General features: G+C 62.7%; 20 protein-coding genes. 9 read left to right on the top strand and 11 right to left on the bottom strand.

Going from position 1 to position 18,973, the window contains the following annotated elements; all coding sequences use genetic code 11:
• Positions 1–83 precede the first annotated feature (83 nt).
• The 5 genes from urtB (at position 84) to NKI17_RS21045 (ending at position 4,862) form a co-directional block, all read left to right on the top strand.
• The gene (gene urtB / locus NKI17_RS21065; protein ID WP_352574996.1) at positions 84–1,700 is read left to right on the top strand and encodes an urea ABC transporter permease subunit UrtB; all 1,617 of its coding nucleotides are present in this window, start codon (positions 84–86) and stop codon (positions 1,698–1,700) included.
• Complete coding sequence (gene urtC, locus NKI17_RS21060; RefSeq protein ID WP_352568744.1) at positions 1,697–2,929, top strand: urea ABC transporter permease subunit UrtC; 1,233 nt, start codon at positions 1,697–1,699, stop codon at positions 2,927–2,929. The genes urtB and urtC overlap by 4 nt, the downstream gene beginning before the upstream one ends.
• 7 nt (positions 2,930–2,936) lie before the next feature.
• Positions 2,937–3,683: an urea ABC transporter ATP-binding protein UrtD gene (gene urtD / locus NKI17_RS21055; protein ID WP_023674855.1), complete on the top strand. Its 747-nt coding sequence runs from the start codon at positions 2,937–2,939 to the stop codon at positions 3,681–3,683.
• 70 nt (positions 3,684–3,753) lie between these two features.
• Positions 3,754–4,449 carry an urea ABC transporter ATP-binding subunit UrtE gene (gene urtE / locus NKI17_RS21050; RefSeq protein ID WP_352568743.1) on the top strand — a complete coding sequence of 232 codons (696 nt, stop codon included), beginning with the start codon at positions 3,754–3,756 and terminating at the stop codon, positions 4,447–4,449.
• 212 nt (positions 4,450–4,661) lie between these two features.
• Entirely contained in the window at positions 4,662–4,862 is a 201-nt protein-coding gene (locus NKI17_RS21045) for a hypothetical protein (RefSeq protein WP_023674857.1), read from the top strand.
• A 45-nt stretch (positions 4,863–4,907) separates the two neighbouring features.
• Here NKI17_RS21045 and NKI17_RS21040 read toward each other — a convergent pair whose 3' ends face one another.
• The 9 genes from NKI17_RS21040 to NKI17_RS21000 all read right to left on the bottom strand — a co-directional run bounded on the left by NKI17_RS21040 (position 4,908) and on the right by NKI17_RS21000 (position 12,573).
• Positions 4,908–5,714, bottom strand: a complete 807-nt coding sequence (locus NKI17_RS21040; protein ID WP_352568741.1) for a DUF72 domain-containing protein — start codon at positions 5,712–5,714, stop codon at positions 4,908–4,910.
• A 28-nt stretch (positions 5,715–5,742) separates the two neighbouring features.
• A complete protein-coding gene (locus tag NKI17_RS21035; protein ID WP_352568740.1) occupies positions 5,743–6,213 on the bottom strand; it encodes a GNAT family N-acetyltransferase in 471 nt (156 codons plus the stop codon).
• Positions 6,210–6,620, bottom strand: a complete 411-nt coding sequence (locus NKI17_RS21030; protein ID WP_352568738.1) for a DUF302 domain-containing protein — start codon at positions 6,618–6,620, stop codon at positions 6,210–6,212. Before NKI17_RS21030 ends, NKI17_RS21035 begins: the two co-directional genes overlap by 4 nt.
• Complete coding sequence (gene uvrA / locus NKI17_RS21025; protein ID WP_352646465.1) at positions 6,620–9,541, bottom strand: excinuclease ABC subunit UvrA; 2,922 nt, start codon at positions 9,539–9,541, stop codon at positions 6,620–6,622. The genes NKI17_RS21030 and uvrA overlap by 1 nt, the downstream gene beginning before the upstream one ends.
• A 696-nt stretch (positions 9,542–10,237) precedes the next feature.
• Positions 10,238–10,636 (bottom strand): hypothetical protein, encoded by a 399-nt coding sequence (locus NKI17_RS21020; RefSeq protein ID WP_352593513.1) that lies wholly within the window; start codon positions 10,634–10,636, stop codon positions 10,238–10,240.
• Positions 10,633–11,238 (bottom strand): ATP-dependent Clp protease proteolytic subunit, encoded by a 606-nt coding sequence (locus tag NKI17_RS21015; protein WP_352502501.1) that lies wholly within the window; start codon positions 11,236–11,238, stop codon positions 10,633–10,635. The genes NKI17_RS21020 and NKI17_RS21015 overlap by 4 nt, the downstream gene beginning before the upstream one ends.
• Positions 11,239–11,264: 26 nt before the next feature.
• Positions 11,265–11,759: an SRPBCC family protein gene (locus tag NKI17_RS21010; RefSeq protein WP_352646467.1), complete on the bottom strand. Its 495-nt coding sequence runs from the start codon at positions 11,757–11,759 to the stop codon at positions 11,265–11,267.
• Between the two features lie 26 nt (positions 11,760–11,785).
• A complete protein-coding gene (locus NKI17_RS21005; protein WP_352448759.1) occupies positions 11,786–12,100 on the bottom strand; it encodes an ArsR/SmtB family transcription factor in 315 nt (104 codons plus the stop codon).
• An 83-nt stretch (positions 12,101–12,183) separates the two neighbouring features.
• Entirely contained in the window at positions 12,184–12,573 is a 390-nt protein-coding gene (locus NKI17_RS21000) for a cupin domain-containing protein (protein ID WP_352906764.1), read from the bottom strand.
• Between the two features lie 209 nt (positions 12,574–12,782).
• Here NKI17_RS21000 and NKI17_RS20995 point away from each other — a divergent pair, with 209 nt between their 5' ends.
• Complete coding sequence (locus NKI17_RS20995) at positions 12,783–13,295, top strand: single-stranded DNA-binding protein (RefSeq protein ID WP_023674867.1); 513 nt, start codon at positions 12,783–12,785, stop codon at positions 13,293–13,295.
• A gap of 123 nt (positions 13,296–13,418) precedes the next feature.
• Positions 13,419–13,844 carry an OsmC family protein gene (locus tag NKI17_RS20990; RefSeq protein ID WP_352455706.1) on the top strand — a complete coding sequence of 142 codons (426 nt, stop codon included), beginning with the start codon at positions 13,419–13,421 and terminating at the stop codon, positions 13,842–13,844.
• Positions 13,845–13,852: 8 nt separating this feature from the next.
• Here the strand turns inward: NKI17_RS20990 and NKI17_RS20985 are convergent, their stop codons facing one another.
• Both NKI17_RS20985 and NKI17_RS20980 read right to left on the bottom strand, forming a co-directional pair.
• Entirely contained in the window at positions 13,853–14,482 is a 630-nt protein-coding gene (locus NKI17_RS20985; RefSeq protein WP_023674869.1) for a MarC family protein, read from the bottom strand.
• 74 nt (positions 14,483–14,556) lie between these two features.
• Positions 14,557–15,087, bottom strand: a complete 531-nt coding sequence (locus NKI17_RS20980; RefSeq protein ID WP_352455708.1) for a hypothetical protein — start codon at positions 15,085–15,087, stop codon at positions 14,557–14,559.
• 86 nt (positions 15,088–15,173) lie between these two features.
• On the opposite strand from NKI17_RS20980, the gene NKI17_RS20975 reads away from it, so the two are divergent.
• On the top strand, positions 15,174–16,001 hold the full coding sequence (locus tag NKI17_RS20975) for a helix-turn-helix transcriptional regulator (RefSeq protein ID WP_352682886.1): 828 nt from the start codon (positions 15,174–15,176) through the stop codon (positions 15,999–16,001).
• Positions 16,002–16,149: 148 nt separating this feature from the next.
• The gene (gene gyrA, locus NKI17_RS20970) at positions 16,150–18,960 is read left to right on the top strand and encodes a DNA gyrase subunit A (protein WP_352906763.1); all 2,811 of its coding nucleotides are present in this window, start codon (positions 16,150–16,152) and stop codon (positions 18,958–18,960) included.
• Positions 18,961–18,973: the final 13 nt, after the last annotated feature.

The raw sequence follows: 18,973 nt of genomic DNA, 5'->3' as shown, positions 1-18,973 counted from the left end.
CCCAGACCCGCAAGCCTCCGGGCAGGCTCCTCCTCCAGCCTGCCCGGAGGCGACATTCAACCTTCAAGAGCGACCAGAAACCAATGATCCTGATCCGCGCGATTGGCCTGATGCTGCTCCTCCTCCTGGGGACGCTGCTGCCGTCGAACGCCAGCGAAGCAGATCTGCGCGTGGTCATCGCCAAATTCGCCACCGCCGCCAATTTTCCGGCGATAGAAGCCGTGGTGCGCGAGCTTGCGGCTACCGGCGATCCGGCCGTAGAACGGCCGCTTGCCGCGCTTGTGGAGGGCAGCCTTTACGTGCGCAAGGCCGATTCACTGGTCTTTGTCGGCAAGGAGAGCGGCGACGGCATCGAGCTGCTCGATGCGCTTACCGGCGAAAGATCGGGCGAAGCTGCCAAGACCGACATCACCAAGATCAAGGTCAACAACACGCTGCGCCGCGTCATTCGCGATGCATTGGGCACACTGACGCTCGGCTCCAAGGATCCGGCCGTGCGCATTGCCGCCGCCGACACAATGTTCAAGACGCCGGACGCGGCAAACATCGAGCCGCTCGACACCGCGATCGCCAATGAGAGCGTGGCAAGCGTCAAGGCGCTGCTAGAACAGGCCCGCGCCGCGTCGGTTCTCGTTTCCGACAGGCCGGCGGCCGATAAATTGGTGGCAATCGGGCTCATCGGTGCGCGCAGCGACCGCGATGCGGTGTCGCTGCTCACGTCGGTAGAGGCCAATTCCGAAGGTGCGGTGAAGGACGCGGCGACCGCGGCGATCGCCAACATCAATTCGACGCTGGCGCTGTGGGATGCCGGCCAGAATATCTGGTATGGCATATCGCTTGGATCGGTGCTGCTGCTGGCGGCGATTGGCCTGGCCATCACCTTCGGCGTCATGGGCGTCATCAACATGGCGCATGGTGAGATGGTCATGCTCGGCGCCTACACGACCTTCGTCGTGCAGGAGGTTATCCGTAATTCCTTTCCCGGTCTGTTCGACTGGTCGCTGGTCATCGCCCTGCCGCTGGCCTTCCTGGTGGCGGCGCTCGTCGGCCTTGTCATCGAGCGCGGGCTGATCCGCTTCCTCTATGGACGGCCGCTGGAGACGCTGCTGGCGACATGGGGTGTGTCGCTGATCCTGCAGCAGGCCGTACGCACCATCTTCGGGCCGACCAACCAGGAGGTCGGCAACCCGTCCTGGATGTCCGGCTCGTTCAATATCGGCCAGCTTGCCGTGACCTGGAACCGGCTCTGGATCCTCGTATTCGCGCTCGGCGTGTTCGCTGTGCTGCTCTACGTGATGAAACGCACGCCCTGGGGGCTGCAGATGCGTGCCGTCACCGCCAATCGCCGCATGGCCGCCTCGATGGGCATCAGGACGCCTTGGGTCGATGCGCTAACGTTTGCACTCGGCTCCGGCATTGCCGGCATCGCTGGTGTCGCGCTCAGCCAGATCGACAACGTCTCGCCCAATCTCGGCCGCGGCTACATCATCGACAGTTTCATGGTCGTCGTTTTCGGCGGTGTCGGCAATCTCTGGGGCACGCTGGTCGGCGCTTTCTCGCTCGGCATCGTCAACAAGTTCCTCGAACCTTATGCCGGAGCAGTGCTCGGCAAGATCGTCGTCCTGGTGCTGATCATCCTGTTCATCCAGAAACGCCCGCGCGGTCTGTTCGCGCTAAAGGGCAGGTCGGTGGAAGCATGATCACGGGACGCTTCTTTGCCGCCGGCGCCGACCGCCGCGTCGCCATCACCATCTTCATCCTGCTGGCGGTTGCAATCGTCGTGCCGCTGCTCAATCTTGCGGTCTCGCCGACAAGTGCGTTTTACGTGCCGTCCTATATCGTCGCGCTCACCGGCAAATACCTCTGCTACGCACTGCTCGCCTTGGCGCTCGATCTCGTCTGGGGCTATTGCGGCATCCTCTCGCTCGGCCACGGCGCCTTCTTCGCACTCGGCGGCTATTCGATGGGCATGTATCTGATGCGCCAGATCGGCTCGCGCGGCGTCTACGGCAATCCGCTGCTGCCGGATTTCATGGTGTTCCTTAACTACAAGGAATTGCCATGGTTCTGGTATGGTTTCGACCATTTCTGGTTTGCCGCGATCATGGTGCTTGCGGTGCCCGGCCTGCTCGCCTTCGTCTTCGGCTGGTTTGCCTTCCGCAGCCGCGTCACCGGCGTCTACCTGTCGATCATCACCCAGGCGATGACCTATGCGCTGCTGCTTGCGTTTTTCCGCAACGACATGGGTTTCGGCGGCAACAACGGCCTAACTGATTTCAAGGACATTCTAGGGTTCAACGTGCAGGCCGACATGACGCGGTCGGCGCTGTTCGCGGCCAGCGCCGTCATGCTGGCGTTTGCCGTCTTCGTCACCTGGGCAATCGTCGGTTCCAAGTACGGCAAGCTTTTAATGGCGGTGCGCGATGCCGAGAGCCGCACGCGCTTTCTCGGCTGGCGGGCGGAGAACGTCAAACTGTTCGCCTTCACCGTGTCGGCGGTGATGGCCGGCATCGCCGGTGCGCTTTACGTGCCGCAGGTCGGCATCATCAACCCTGGCGAATTCGAGCCGTCCAATTCGATCGAGGTGGTGGTGTGGGCGGCCGTCGGCGGGCGCGGCACCATCGTCGGGCCGATCATCGGCGCGCTTCTGGTCAATGCCGGTAAATCCTGGTTCACCGGCGTGCTGCCGGAATTCTGGCTGTTTGCGCTGGGCGGACTGTTTGTCGCCGTCACGCTGTTCCTGCCCAAGGGCATCATCGGCATGTGGGATTCCTGGCGCGGCAACGCCAAGGCGCTGCGGGCGGCCTCGGTTGCCGAGGAAGTCGGCATCGATCCCGATGCGCCGGTGCCGCCGAAAACCGACCGCTCGGCGGCGAGAAGGCCGGGCGACTGGTCGGCCTCCGGCGCCGAACCGCAGCCGGCGGAGTGATGGCCTGATGTCGAAGAGCAACACCATCCTCTATCTCGACGGCGTGTCGGTTTCCTTCGACGGGTTTCGCGCTATCAACAACCTTTCGCTGGTGCTCGACAAGGGCGAGATGCGGGCGATCATCGGCCCCAACGGCGCCGGAAAGACGACGATGATGGACATCGTCACCGGCAAGACGCGGCCCGACGCGGGTGAAGTTTTCTTCAACGGTGAGGTCGACCTAACCAAACACGACGAGGCCGAAATCGCCATGATGGGCATCGGCCGTAAATTCCAGAAGCCAACGGTCTTCGAAAGCCACACGATCGAGGACAATCTGATGCTGGCGCTGAAAGGCCCGCGCTCGATCTTCCCGGCACTGTTCCATCGTCGCTCGGCCGCGGACGTGCGGCAGATCGACGACATCCTCGGCATCATTCGGCTTGGCGACAAGCGTGACGAACTCGCCGCCAATCTGAGCCACGGCCAAAAGCAATGGCTCGAGATCGGCATGCTTCTGGCGCAGGATCCGAAGCTGCTGCTGGTCGACGAACCGGTTGCCGGCATGACCGACGCCGAGACCGAGGAAACCGCGCGGCTGCTCAGGGACATCGCGCGCGACCATTCTGTCATCGTCGTCGAGCACGACATGCATTTCGTGCGCGAGCTCGGCGTCAAGGTCACCTGCCTGCACGAAGGCTCGGTGCTTTCCGAGGGCAGTCTCGACTTCGTTTCGGCCGACGAGCGCGTCGTCGAAGTCTATCTGGGGAGATGAACATGGTCTGGCGCGTTCCGTTCCATCATTTCGACCTTTCGTTCTTCACGCGTTGGAGAAAGCGCTGACCATGCTCGAAGTCTCCAATGCCACGCTGCACTACGGGGCTGCCCAGGCGCTGCGCGGCGTCTCGCTGAAGGCCGGCGCCAGCAAGATCACCTGCGTGCTCGGCCGCAACGGCGTCGGCAAGACCAGTTTGATGAGATCGATCGTCGGCCATCACCGGCTGACGAGCGGAAGCGTTGCCTTCGAGGGGAAGGCGCTCGACCGGAGCGCGGCGTATGATCGCGCCCGGTCGGGCATCGCATTCGTGCCGCAGGGCAGGGAGATATTTCCGCTGCTTACGGTGCGGGAAAACCTCGAATCGGGTTTTGCGCCGTTGAAGCGCGCCGATCGCAACATTCCCGGTCACGTCTTCGAATTGTTTCCGGTGCTGAAGCAGATGCTCGCGCGCCGCGGCGGCGATCTTTCCGGCGGCCAGCAGCAGCAGCTTGCCATCGGCAGGGCACTGGTGATGCGGCCGAAGCTGCTGGTGCTCGACGAGCCGACCGAAGGCATCCAGCCGTCGATCATCAAGGACATCGGCCGCGCCATCCGCTATCTGCGCGACCAGGCCGGTATCGCCGTGCTTCTGGTCGAACAATATCTCGACTTCTGCCGGGAATTGGCCGACGAGGTCAACATCATGGACCGCGGTCAGATCGTCCATACCGGCCCCGCCGAGGATCTCGACCGGGCGGACGTCCGCAAATTCCTGACTGTCTGAATTCTTATTGATTCCATTATTTTGCAACTCTGGCGCGCTGCAGATTGCGTGCTAGATTTTGCTTGGCCTTGGTGAGTCGGCCGCTTTCCGTACCAGTTTCAACTTGGCAGATCAGGGGAAGGCGCGGCCCGCGTCGGCACGCTTGCGCGCAAGCCCTTCCAGCGATCTGTTGTCGTCCAACATTTCGGGTGCTTGGGAGCCAGGGCCAGTCGATGGAGCGCTATGTCGAGGACTACCAGAAACGACGGCTCACGGAGCGCGTCGATATCCTGACAGCCATCAACATTCTGAAATCGCAGGGGTATGACCACGACGAACTCATCGCGGAGATCACCAAGGTCTTCTATGTCGATCTCGATGCTTTCAACGAGATCGTCAGGGTTGATCGGCGTCCGGACGAGCGCGCCGCATAGCCGGTAATTGAGGACCCGGCCAGGCGGACCACCGACAGCGGGGCGTCAGCCTGCGACCCGCTTCATCAGCGCGATGGCGCCGAATGGAGCGCGGACCTTGCCCTCTGTGATGAAGTAGACGAACACATCGCGTGGCTTGACCGGCGCGTCGGTTGAAGGATCGGCGCGCGACAGGTCGGCCGGCACCTTGCCTTCCGCCCAGGTTTTTGCGCGCGCCGCCCATTCGTCGAGCGCCTTTGGCGTGTAGCAATCGGAATTGTCGTCGCTGCCGGTCTGCAGCCGCGCATAGATGAAATCGCCGGTAACGTCGGCAATCCCCGGATATTTGGCGTGGTCGGCATAAACGATGGCGGCCTTGTGCTTTCGCGCCAAGGCGGCGAACTCCGGCACGACGAAGCTGTCGTTGCGCACCTCGACCGCGTGGCGCAGCGCAACGCCGTCCTGCTTTTCCGGCAACAGCTTGAGGAAGGCCTCGAAATCGTCCGGGTCGAATTTCTTGGTCGGCGCGAACTGCCACAGGATCGGCCCGAGCTTGTCGCCAAGTGTCGCGACGCCCGACCCGAGGAAGCGCATGATCGATTCCCCGGCCTCGCCGAGCACGCGGCGGTTGGTGACGAAGCGGTTGCCCTTCAGCGAATAGACGAAACCATCCGGCGCCTCGTTGGCCCATTTGACGAAGGTCGGCTCCTTGAAGCTCGAATAATAGGTGCCGTTGACCTCGATAGTGGGCACCTGCCGGCTGGCATAATGCAGTTGCTTGGCCTTCGACAATTTGTCCGGGTAGAAGGACGTGTCCCACGGCTCGAAGGTCCAGCCGCCCATGCCGGCGCGGATTGTTCCTGATTGAGTCATGGTCGTCCTCCCGGTTTGCAGAAAAGGATCACGCGATGGCGGTCGTCTCGACGGCTTTCGCCATGTCGACGATCGTCCATCCTGGCCGATATGGATTGGGCCGGCGACCCGTTTCGCGAAAGCCGTAGGCCTTATACAACGAAACGTTCCGTTCCATTCTGGCATTGGTGTAGAGTCGGATTTCAGGCAAGCTCCACAAGCGCGTCTGTTGCTCGGCCCAATCGAGCAGCCCGATGCCGAAACCCTTGCCCTGAAAGGCGGGCGCAACGGCGACGCTGAAGATCATTGTATGGTCCGCATGTCGTTCCAGAACGATCAAGCCGGCCGGCTGTCCGTCCTGCTCCGAAAGCCAGACCTCGCCGCGTTCTATGCGCGGCGCATAGTCCTCGGTGACGGGGATCGGCGGCGCTCCGAACAGGGCAGTGTAGGGCGCGTAGGCGTCGGTGGTGAGCGAGATCACCGTGGGGAGATCATCGGCCCGAGCGGCTCTCATGATCAAAACTGGCCCGCGCCGGCAGCGGCCGCAATCACCTTGTCCATGCCGGCCGCTATCGCGGCGACGGCATTGCGACTGGCGTCGCCCAAGCCGTGGCGCTCAGCGAGCCAGTGCGCGTCATTGTAGGAGAGCCAGACCTTGCCTTGCTCGTCCTCCCAAGCCAGTGCCTTGACCGGCAGATCGATGCCGGCAAGCTGCCGGTCCTGCATCAGCGGCGTGCCGCCTTTCGGGTTGCCAAAAATCAGAAGCTGGGTCGGACGCAGAGAAGCTTCGACACTGCGCGCACCGGCGGCGTGGTCAATGCGGGCGAAGACTAGCAATCCTGCACCTTCCACAGTCCCGACCAGGCGATCGATCGTCTCGGCCACGCCGAAGCGGCTTTGGACCGTGATGAGACCGTTCTTTGCCATCACTCCGCCGCTTCGCGCTTGCCTCCGGGGCGCCGCTCCAGCAATTCCCTCAGGAACTGCCCGGTATAGCTGCGTTTTTCGCGAACGATGTCCTCAGGCGTGCCGGACGCTACCAGCTCGCCGCCGCCGTCACCACCTTCGGGGCCAAGATCGAGCACCCAGTCAGCGGTCTTGATCACCTCTAGATTGTGCTCGATGACAACGACCGTGTTGCCCTGGTCGACCAGCTCGTGCAGCACTTCAAGCAGCTTGGCGACGTCGTGGAAATGCAGGCCGGTGGTTGGCTCATCGAGAATGTAGAGCGTCTTGCCGGTCGCCTTGCGCGACAGTTCCTTGGCAAGCTTGATGCGCTGCGCCTCGCCGCCCGACAAAGTCGTTGCCTGCTGGCCAACATGGATGTAGCCGAGGCCGACCCGTTTCAGCGTCTCCAGCTTGTCGCGCACACCGGGCACGGCGGCGAAGAAATCGACGCCTTCCTCGACCGTCATGTCGAGAACGTCGGCGATTGATTTGCCCTTGAACAGGACGTCGAGCGTCTCGCGGTTGTAGCGCTTGCCGTGGCAGACGTCGCAGGTGACGTAGACGTCGGGCAGGAAGTGCATCTCGATTTTGATGACGCCGTCGCCCTGGCAGGCCTCGCAGCGGCCGCCCTTGACGTTGAACGAGAAGCGGCCCGGCTGGTAGCCGCGCGCCTTGGCCTCCGGCAGGCCGGCGAACCAGTCGCGGATCGGCGTGAAGGCGCCGGTATAGGTGGCAGGGTTGGAGCGCGGGGTGCGCCCGATCGGCGACTGGTCGATATCGATGACCTTGTCGAGGAATTCCAGCCCCTCGATTCGGTCATGCTCGGCCGGATGCTCGCGCGAGCCCATGATGCGGCGCGACGCCGCCTTGAACAGGGTCTCGATCAGGAAGGTCGACTTGCCGCCGCCGGATACGCCGGTGACGGCGGTAAAGGTGCCGAGCGGGATTTCGGCGGTGACGTTCTTCAGGTTGTTGCCGCGCGCGCCGACGACCTTCAGCCGGCGGTTCTTCTTGGCCTCGCGCCGAACCGCCGGCGTCGCCACTTCGAGCTCGCCCGACAGATACTTGCCGGTGATCGAGGCGGGGGTCGCCATGATCTGCTGCGGCGTGCCCTGCGCGATGATGTGGCCGCCATGGATGCCGGCCGCCGGGCCGATATCGACGACGTAGTCGGCATGCAGGATGGCGTCCTCGTCATGCTCGACGACGATGACCGTGTTGCCGATGTCGCGCAGATGCTTCAGCGTGTCGAGCAGGCGGGCATTGTCGCGCTGGTGCAGGCCGATCGACGGCTCGTCGAGCACATAGAGCACGCCGGTCAGGCCGGAGCCGATCTGCGAAGCCAGCCGGATGCGCTGGCTCTCGCCGCCCGACAACGTGCCGGAGTTGCGCGACAGCGTCAGATAGTCGAGACCGACATCGTTGAGGAAGCGCAGCCGCTCGCGGATTTCCTTGAGCACGCGCACCGCGATCTCATTCTGCTTGTCGTTGAGCGATGCAGGCAGGTCGGTGAACCACTGGTCGGCCTTGCGGATCGACAGCTCGGTGACCTCGCCAATGTGCTTGCCGGCGATTTTGACCGCGAGCGCCTCGGGCTTCAGCCGATAGCCGCGGCAGGCCGGGCAGGGCGTGGCCGACATGAAGCGCTCGATCTCCTCGCGCATCCAGGCGGATTCCGTTTCCTTCCAGCGGCGCTCGAGGTTGGGGATGACGCCCTCGAAGGTTTTCGTCGTCTTGTAGGAGCGCAGGCCGTCATCGTAATGGAAGGTGATTTCGCGCTCGCCGGTGCCGTGCAGGACGGCTTGCTTTGCCTCCTCGCTCAAATCCTTGAACTTGTCGCCGAGCTTGAAGCCATAGGCAACGCCCAGCGCTTCCAGCGTCTGCGCATAGTAGGGCGAACTCGACTTCGCCCAAGGGCTGACGGCGCCGGCCCGCAGCGAGACATTCTCGTCGGGCACGACCAGGCTGGCATCAATGGCGCGTTGGCTGCCGAGCCCGTCGCAGGTCGGGCAGGCGCCGAACGGATTGTTGAAGGAGAATAGCCTGGGCTCGATCTCGGGAATGGTGAAGCCGGATACCGGGCAGGCGAACTTTTCCGAGAACAGCATGCGTTCATGCGTCTCGTTCTTCGATTTGTTGACCGAATCCTCGCCGGTCTGGCTGGCGTCGAGCGGCTTGTCGGCAAATTCCGCCACCGCCAGCCCGTCGGCCAGCTTCAGCGCGGTCTCGATGGAATCGGCGAGCCGCGTCGCCAGATCGCCGCGCACGACGATGCGGTCGACGACGACGTCGATGTCGTGCTTGTACTTCTTGTCCAGCGCCGGCACGTCGGCGATCTCATAGAAGACGCCATCGACCTTGACGCGCTGAAAACCCTTCTTCTGCAGCTCCAGCAGCTCCTTGCGGTACTCGCCTTTGCGGCCGCGCACCATCGGCGCCAGGATGAACAGCCGGGTGCCTTCCACGACTGCAAGCACCCGGTCGACCATCTGCGAGACCGTCTGGCTCTCGATCGGCAGGCCGGTGGCCGGCGAATAGGGTACACCGACGCGGGCGAACAAAAGCCGCATATAATCGTAGATCTCGGTGACGGTGCCGACCGTCGAACGTGGGTTCTTCGAGGTGGTCTTCTGCTCGATGGAGATGGCTGGCGACAGGCCGTCGATCTGGTCGACGTCCGGCTTCTGCATCATTTCGAGGAATTGCCGTGCATAGGCCGAAAGGCTCTCGACATAGCGGCGCTGGCCCTCGGCGTAGATGGTGTCGAAGGCAAGCGACGACTTGCCCGACCCCGACAGGCCGGTCATGACGATCAGGCTGTCACGCGGCAGGTCGAGATCGACATTCTTCAGATTGTGTTCGCGTGCCCCGCGAATGGAGAGATATTTATGGTCGGCCATCGCCGGTCGCCGCCTCAGAATCTGGAATTCGTGGGATGGGCGGGTTTTCCCGACCACCCCCTATGTAGGCAATTTCGCCGCCTTTTCGAGAGACGCCACAACTCTCGACCAAAGCGTTTAACCGCCTTTCGCGCGAACGGGCAAGCGGAAAGAACAAAGGCCGAACACGCTCCTGACAAAAGCTGCCCGTGGGGCCGGCTTCCCAAAACGTCTCGCGATCACATTTTTCGGTAATCGGCTATTCAAGGTTGACGTCCCTGCACCGTGGGGGCAGACTCCAGACGTCAACGAAGCCGGCCGTCTTTCGATGGCCTCGCGGCCTGGGGCTAGCCTGCGAGACGCCGCGGGTTATGCGATGAGCGCTTCGACGACGACAGTCGCAACCAACAGAAGGAGAGCAGAGGCATGACTCCACCGGATTGTTCGTTGAGGCTCCACGTGTCGCTGGAGCCGCGGCAGGTATAAGTGGCCAGGGTCAGGCGTTTTCGCTGCCCGCCAAACGGACCTGCTGATCCCCATAAAATCAGAGACTGCTAGTCGGATCGTCGGCTGAATGCCGCGAAGCATCCGAAATAAAATGCCGGCAGTACACTCCCGGCAATTTGGATTTCAGATCCAAGAAGCCCCGTCAGTTGCAAACGCAATGGCGGGGCTGTTCGTTTGAAGCGCAATATTTGTGGTTCACACCAGGCGAGCTTAGCGGCTGGAGGGCCTGATCCCGCCGGTAGCGACATCGATGGTGATGCTACCGGAAATCCGAACGTCGGTATCGCCAATCTTGAAGGTGCCGTTGCCGCTGCCTGGAGCCATATCGTCAGGCTCAGGCCGCGGCGCTGGCTCGGCGATGCGATAATCGCTGGTCACACCGGGCAGGGCGCCCTTTTGCGAAGACATCGAATTATCTTGGGCAAGTGCCATACCCACCAGCATGTTCGTGCCGGCTACGGTAGCGATAGCAAGGCATAACAGGCTGGACGAGCGGCTGGCGGTCATCGCCGGACTATAGTGCCGCGATAGCGGCAAGACCAGACCGATGTCGCTGAAATTGCGGGCGCTCAATCGCGTCAGTTCCGTCCGCCGGCCCGGCTCGTTCATGCGGCCTGCTTGCGAGTGTCGAAAACATGGTCGACGAGGCCCCAATCCTTGGCCTCCTGCGCGGTCATGAAAAAGTCGCGGTCGAGCGTGCGTTCCACTTCTTCGTAGGTGCGGCCGCAATGGCGGGCGTAAAGATCGGTCATGCGCCGCTTGGTGCGAAGGATGCCCTCGGCATGGCGCTGGATATCGGAGGCTTGGCCCTGGAAACCGCCGAGAGGCTGATGCAGCACGATGCTGGTGTTGGGTAGCGCGATCCGCCGCCCCGGTGTGCCGGCCATCAAAAGGAACGAGGCCATCGAGGCGGCGAAGCCCATACAAACCGTGGAGACCGGGCAACTGATATACTGCATCGTATCGTAGATCGCGAAACCGCTGGTCACCACGCCACCCGGCGAGTTGATGTAGAGCGAGACCTCCTTGTCGGGATTGTCGGATTCCAACGACAGAAGCTGGGCGCAGACCAGCGCCGAGGTGCCGTCGTCGATCGCCCCGTTGATGAAGACGATGCGCTCGCGCAGCAGCCGCGAAAAAATGTCGAAGGCGCGTTCGCCGCGGCTCGACTGCTCGATCACCATTGGCACCAGATTGGCAAGGCCGCTCATCGGTTCTCTCCGTTGACTGTTGTCGTTCAGGCCGCGCGCAGGAAGAGGCGCGGCGTGTTTGCGGCGATCTGCTTGTGTCTGGGAGTGCGCGCTTCAAACGAAAGCCGGCAACCGGCGCCTGCCATCGCGATCTCCGGCACTGCTGCCCGAGCAAAACCATCATGGACGATGCGCAGATGCGTGCCGCCGGAAACGGTGCGGTCGAGCGTAAAGGTGACGATGCTGTCCACTGGGCTGTCGTTCATTGCGCTGTCCAGGGGGCTGCCGGGCGGCACCTGCGTATCGCCGGGCGCCGGCCGCTCCCGCCAGGAATAGCGCAGCAGCCGTCCGGGATCCGCGTCGAGGATTTCGCACTCGATCGGCGCATTCGGCGCTTTAAAGGCAAAGCGGTTGCCGATTTCGGGCTTGATGTCGTTCGGCATCATCCAGGCCGCGAGCAGGTCCGGCACCGTCAGCGCCCGCCACACCTTTTCCGGCGGTTCGGGCAGCTCGCACTCGAACTCGATCTTGTCTGCGGCCATTTCGGCGCGTTCTGTGCCTCGGCTGGTCATTGGTCCATGTCCTTCAAAACCGTCTTGAGTCTTTCGATGCGCTCTGGCCAGAACGCACGGTAGCGTTCGATCCAGCCGAGCAGTGGCGCAAGCCCCTTCGGATCGACGCGGTAATAGGCATTGCGACCGGCCCGGCGCTCGACCACGAGGCCGGCGCCGCGCAGCACTGCGAGATGTTGCGATACCGCCGGCTGCGATACCGGTATGCCAGTGCGCAGTTCCGACACCGTCATCTCGCCGTCGGCGAGCCGCTCATAGACGGCGCGACGCGTTGGATCCGCTAGTGCCCGAAAAATGTCTGCTTCGATCATGCCGAAAGCATAAGTCAATACTTATCGGTTTGGCAAGCCGTGTTTTTTAAGACAGGCGGTGTTTTTTAAGACAGGCGAGGTTTTTACAAACTCGCTGGAAGCCAGCGTCTCACCATGTCGGGGGATCCGTTGAACGTCGCCTCGAAAACTGGTGACGCGAGCACAGCATGAATATGAAGCAATTCGGAGCCGACGTTGCGGAAGCCATGTTGCCTGTGCGCGGCAACAACAAGCGACTGTCCGGCAGTCAAGACGAGATGCTCTTCGTCGATCCACATCTCGGCCCTGCCAGCGATGACGGTAAGCACTTCCTCGACCGGGTGCCAATGTGTCGGGGCGCCAACCGTGGGTTCGACCCATTGTTCGAATATGCAAAGTTGAGTTGCGCCGTTGCAGGCCGAGACATGCATGCGGGTCTTTACTCCCGTCCGCCATTCTTCTTGCGGCTGATCGTCATGCGCGACCATCTTCATTGAGTTCGCCTCGATCCCATGGTCTGTGGAAATTCGACACCAAGACACTACTTCTTACTGACAACTATTGACAGTGCAGGGCCTCTCCTATAGAACGAAAAGAGAACAAAAACGTTGTGGGAAAAGGCAGCGACGGCAGGCAGGGATTGTCCATAGCCTGTAAGGTGCAGCGACAGAAATCTGGTTTCGGATGAGTGCGGAGAAGTATCATGGCGGGTAGCGTCAACAAGGTCATTCTGGTGGGCAACCTCGGGGCGGACCCTGAAATCCGCCGCTTGAATTCGGGTGACCCGGTCGTCAACATCCGCATCGCGACGTCGGAAAGCTGGCGCGACAAGACATCCGGAGAGCGCAAGGAAAAGACCGAGTGGCACAATGTCGTGATCTTCAACGACCAGATCGCCAAGGTGGCCGAGCAGTATCTGAAGAAGGGCATGAAGGTCTATGTCGAGGGCCAGCTGCAGACGCGCAAATGGCAGGACCAGACCGGCAATGACCGCTATACGACCGAAGTCGTGTTGCAGAAATTCCGCGGCGAGCTGCAGATGCTCGATGCGCGGGGCGAGGGCGGGGGCCAGGTCGGCAACTATGCCGGTGGTGGTGCGAGCCGCGGTTCCGATTTCGGCCAGTCCGGCCCGGGCGAAAGTTTCAATCGCGGTGGCGCCAACAAGGGCGGCGGCGGTGGTTCGTCGCGCGAGCTGGACGACGAAATCCCGTTCTGATTTCTCGGGGCGGACTGCCCTTGCGGCGAAAAGCGCCGGCACCTTGGCCACGAAATGGCGTCCCGAAAATCTGTCTTGGATTTTCGGGACGTTGTGCGTTTGAGCGGTGAAAGGACGTATCAGGTGAAGGCAAGGGTCAAATGGGTCGAGGAGCGCACTTTCGTTGGCGAGTCCGCCAGTGGGCACAAGCTGGTGCTAGGCACTGCGTTCGGGCCGGAGGGCAAGACGCCGGGGCCGAGCCCAATGGAACTGGTGCTGATCGGCACCGGCGGCTGCTCGGCCTATGACGTGGTCCATATCCTCGAAAAGGGGCGCGAGGCGGTCGAAGATTGCGTAGTCGAACTCGATGCCGACCGTGCAGAAGCCGATCCCAGAGTATTCACCCGCATTCACATGCATTTTGTCGTCAAGGGCCGGGCGCTATCACACGACAAGGTGAAGCGGGCGATCGGGCTTTCGATCGAGAAATACTGCTCAGCCTCGGCAATGATGGCCAAGACTGCCGAGATTACCCACGACTTCGAAGTCATTGAAACGACAGCGAAGTAGGGCTGTTCCTACGTCGCCATCAGCGCCTTGATGCCGTCGGCGACGAACTGTACGGCGAGCGCCGCCAGGATGACGCCGAGCAGCCTTGTCAGGATCGAACGGCCGGTTTGGCCGAGGATACGGTCGATGCGCTCTGACAGCACGAACACCAGGTAGGTGATGACGAGGCAGATGGCGATGATGCCGACAAGGGCTGTCTGCGCGCCCAAACCCTGAAACGAGCTTGAGAGCAGGACGGTCGCCGAAATCGCGCCGGGACCGGCAATAAGCGGGATCGCCAGCGGAAAGGCGGCGATGTTGTGGATCATGTCCCTGGTGATGGCGACGTCGCCGATCTTCTCCTTGCGGTCCTGTCGGCGCTCGAACACCATTTCGAAGGCGATGAAGAACAACAGAAAGCCGCCGGCGACGCGGAAGGCCGGCAGAGTGATGCCGAAGACTGACAGGATCGACGCGCCGGCGATTGCGAACAACGCCATTACCAGGAAGGCGATGACCGACGCGCGCACGGAGACCTGGTTGCGCTCCTCGCGGTTCATGCCGCGGGTCACGGCGAGGAAGAGCGGCGCCAGGCCGGGCGGATCGATCGTCACCAGTATGGTGACGAAGGCGTTGAACAGGCTGTCGAAGCTCGGCATGCTGACCCTCCCCGCCGGCAAAGCCGGATAACGGGATTGGTAGAGCAAAGCGGAGGCAGTGGAAACCGCGCGGATCAGGGGCTGACGGCCCGGCGCGCCAGAAACTCGACTTCGAGACGCCAGGTGGCGCCGTCGTCCTGTGAGCGTTCGCCCAGCCAGCGGAACGAATTTTCGGTGATGCGCGAAAAGCTCCAGCGCACAGCAGATCCGGTGCCGTCTGCGCCTTGCTGGATGATGGTGTCGCCCTCGGCACGGCCGAGCTGGCGGCTGTAGTACTGATTGCGCGGATCGCTCCAGAAGATGTGCCAGGCGTCAACGCCGGGATCGTAGACGCGCAACGTCGTGCCATAGAAGGTCCATTTGCCGAGCGAGGGCGAGGGGCCGGCGTCACGGGCAGGCAGGATCCATACGTCCTGGATCGCGCGGCCTTCGAGCACCCAGCCGAAATGCACTTCGCCGCGCCCGGTCAGCACCTGACCGTCCTCGAGATGGCGCGTGGCGTCGAACGTCCAGGCGCCGACGAAGCGGCCATAAAGATTCAGTTTCTCGGCAAGGGCCGGTACGGGCCCATCGCTGTGCAGGGCCTTGGCAAAGGAATTGGACATGGCTTCGCTCTCATCTTGTCAGGAGACCGGCAAGCATAGAGGCCGACAGGGGTTCTGCGCTTGGGAAAAGTTGCTATGTTTCGGCGATGACGACGAGCGCGCACAGGCTGGCGTCGGGCCGAGGCTGGCAGGTGTCGGATGTCATCTGCACCGCCAGCGCCGCCGACAGGCCATTCGAGGAGGAGCATCGGGATTTCTGCGTTGCCGCCGTAACCAACGGCACCTTCCGCTATCGTGCGCGCGAGGGCACGGCGATGCTGGCGCCGGGCGCGCTCCTGCTCGGCAATCCCGGCACATGCTATGAATGCGGTCACGAGCATGGCGCCGGCGACCGCTGCCTCTCCTTCCATTTCGGACCGGCCTATATGGAGCGGATCGTCGCCGACGTGCCGGGCACGAAGACGCTCGATTTCGGCACGCCGCGCCTGCCGCCCTTGCCGGCGCTGGTGCCGCTGCTTGCCGAAGCGGAGGCGGCGCGCGAGATGGCCGACACCGGCGCGTTCGAGGAACTCGCCCTGCGCATTGCCGGTGCCGCGGTGACAGCGGCTTGCAGCGCCACGGATCGGGGACGGACGCCGAGCCGCCGTGACCAGAAGCGTGTTGCCGAAGCGGTGCGGCGCATCGAAGTCGATGCCGACCGGCCGATCTCCCTTGCCGAACTCGCCGACGAGACCGCCACCAGCCCTTACCATTTCCTGCGCACCTTCCGGCACGTCGCCGGCATGACGCCCTACCAGTTCCTGCTGAGAGCGCGGCTGCACAGGGCAGCCGTGCGGCTGCGGACGTCAGATCAGACGATTTCGGCGATCGCCTTTGCGGCGGGGTTCAACGATCTGTCGACCTTCAACCGCCGTTTCCGGCGGCTGATGGGCGAGGCGCCGGGTACTTATCGCGCCCGCCGGCGACGCCCGTGAAAGGGTGCCACGGCCATATCGTCGCAATTGGTTTATCCTTTTGAATTTGCCGCTAAAAACCACACTGGAAAACTGCCGCGATTGTTGGAGTTTCGGGCCGGCTTCCTATATAAGCACCAAGTGATTCCTGATTAGATTGTGATCCAATTTGACCGACCAAAAGACACCGCGCGGCGCCGACGGCGGCCCCACCGGCATCGAGCCGATATCCATCATCGAGGAGATGCAGCGCTCCTATCTCGATTACGCCATGAGCGTGATCGTCAGCCGTGCGCTGCCGGACGTGCGCGACGGCCTCAAGCCAGTGCATCGCCGCATCCTCTACGCCGCCTATGAGAGCGGCTATCACTGGAACCGCAAATATGTGAAATCGGCACGCCCGGTCGCCGACGTGATGGGTAAATACCATCCGCATGGCGACGCCTCTATCTACGACGCTTTGGTGCGCATGGCGCAGGACTGGTCGCTGCGCGTGCCGCTGATCGACGGGCAGGGCAATTTCGGCTCGATCGACGGCGATCCGCCGGCGGCGATGCGCTACACGGAATCGCGGCTGACCAAGGTCGCGCATGAGTTGCTGGAAGACATCGACAAGGACACCGTCGATTTCCAGGACACTTACGATGCGTCGGGCAGCGAACCGAAAGTCCTTCCGGCGCGCTTTCCGAACCTGTTGGTCAACGGCTCCGGCGGTATCGCCGTCGGCATGGCTACCAACATCCCGCCGCACAATCTGGGCGAGGTCTGCAACGGCGCCATTGCCCTCATCGATAATCCGGCGATCGACCTTCCGGCACTGATGGAGATCATTCCGGGGCCGGATTTCCCGACCGGCGGCATCGTGCTCGGCCGCTCCGGTATCTACAGCGCCTATTCGACCGGCCGCGGCTCCATCGTCATGCGCGGCCGCGTCAACGTCGAGGCGCGCGGCAACGATCGTGAATCGATCGTCATCACCGAGGTTCCCTATCAGGTGAACAAGGCGTCGATGATCGAGAAGATGGCCGAGCTGGTGCGCGACAAGCGCATCGAAGGCATTTCCGACATTCGCGACGAGAGCGACCGCCAGGGCTACCGCGTCGTCATCGAACTGAAGCGCGACGCCGTCGCCGATGTCATTCTCAACCAGCTTTACCGCTTCACTCCGCTGCAGACGTCCTTCGGTGCCAACATGGTGGCGCTGAACGGCGGCAAGCCGGAATTGCTGACGCTGACCGACATGCTGAAGGCGTTCGTCGCCTTCCGCGAGGAGGTGATCAGCCGGCGCACGAAATTCCTGCTGCGCAAGGCGCGCGACCGCGCCCATGTGCTGGTCGGCCTTGCCATCGCTGTTGCCAACATCGATGAAGTCATCAAGCTGATCCGCAGCGCTCCGGACCCGCAGACGGCGCGCGAGCAGTTGATGGAGCGGCGCTGGCCTTCGGGCGACGTGGAATCGCTGATTCTTCTGATCGACGACCCGCGCCATCGCATCAACGAGGACGGTACCTACAATCTCTCCGAGGAGCAGGCGCGCGCCATCCTCGAACTGCGCCTGCAGCGCCTGACCGCGCTCGGCCGCGACGAGATCGCCGACGAGCTGAACACGATCGGCGACGAGATCAAGGACTACCTGGACATCCTGTCGTCCCGCGCCCGCGTCCAGCAGATCGTCAAGGACGAGCTCACGGCCGTGCGCGACGAGTTCGGCACGCCGCGTCGTACCGAGCTCGCCGAGGGCGGGGCGGACATGGAAGACGAGGACCTGATCCAGCGCGAGGACATGGTCGTCACGGTCAGCCATTCCGGCTACATCAAGCGCGTGCCGCTGTCGCTCTACCGGGCGCAGCGCCGCGGCGGCAAGGGCCGCTCCGGCATGTCGACCAAGGAAGAGGATTTCGTCACCCGGCTGTTCGTCGCCAACACGCACACGCCGGTGCTGTTCTTCTCCTCGCGCGGCATCGTCTACAAGGAAAAGGTCTGGCGCCTGCCGATCGGCAACCCGCAATCGCGCGGCAAGGCGCTGATCAATATGCTGCCGCTCGAACAGGGCGAGCGCATCACCACGATCATGCCGCTGCCGGAGGATGAGACGAGTTGGGGCGAGCTCGACGTCATGTTTGCCACCACGCGCGGCACCGTGCGTCGCAACAAGCTGTCGGACTTCGTCCAGGTCAACCGCAACGGCAAGATCGCCATGAAGCTGGACGAGGAAGGCGACGAGATCCTCGGCGTCGAGACCTGCACCGACAATGACGACGTGCTTTTGACGGCAAGTTCCGGCCAGTGCATCCGCTTTCCGGTCAGCGACGTACGCGTCTTCCAGAGCCGCAATTCGGTCGGCGTGCGCGGCATTGCGATGGCCGATGGCGACCGGGTGATCTCGATGGCGGTGATCGAGCATGTCGATGCGCCGCCGGCGGAGCGTGCCGCCTACCTCAAGCGGGTGGTGGCCGAACGCCGGCTCGCTGCTGACATCGCGGCCGGCGAGGAGGAAGAAATCCAGCTCACCAATGAAGAGGTCGGCGAAGAGGCGGAGCTTTCCGACGACCGCTATGAATTCCTCAAGGCGCACGAGCAGTTCGTGTTGACGGTGACGGAATATGGCTACGGCAAGCGTTCATCGTCCTACGATTTCCGCCTGACTGGCCGTGGCGGCAAGGGTATTCGCGCCACCGACGTCTCGAAAACGGCCGAAATCGGCCGCCTGGTGGCGACCTTCCCGGTCGGCAATGACGATCAGATCATGCTGGTTTCGGATGGCGGCACCGTTATCCGTGTTCCAGTGAACGGCATTCGTTTCGCCAGCCGCGCCACCAAGGGCGTTACCATCTTCAATACCGCAGAGGGCGAGAAGGTCGTTTCGGTGGAGCGAATTTCAGAACCGCAAGCGGATGAAGAGATCGAAGAGAGTGTCGATGCTGAAAGCGGCGCTGTTGCCGATGCCGAAGGTAGGGAGCCTGATACTACCGTCGAGTGAGTTTGCCACGACG

Origin of the sequence: Mesorhizobium sp. M0816 (genome assembly GCF_040320005.1) — a bacterium.
Taxonomy (GTDB): domain Bacteria; phylum Pseudomonadota; class Alphaproteobacteria; order Rhizobiales; family Rhizobiaceae; genus Mesorhizobium.
This window is presented reverse-complemented; position numbering and strand designations above follow the sequence as displayed.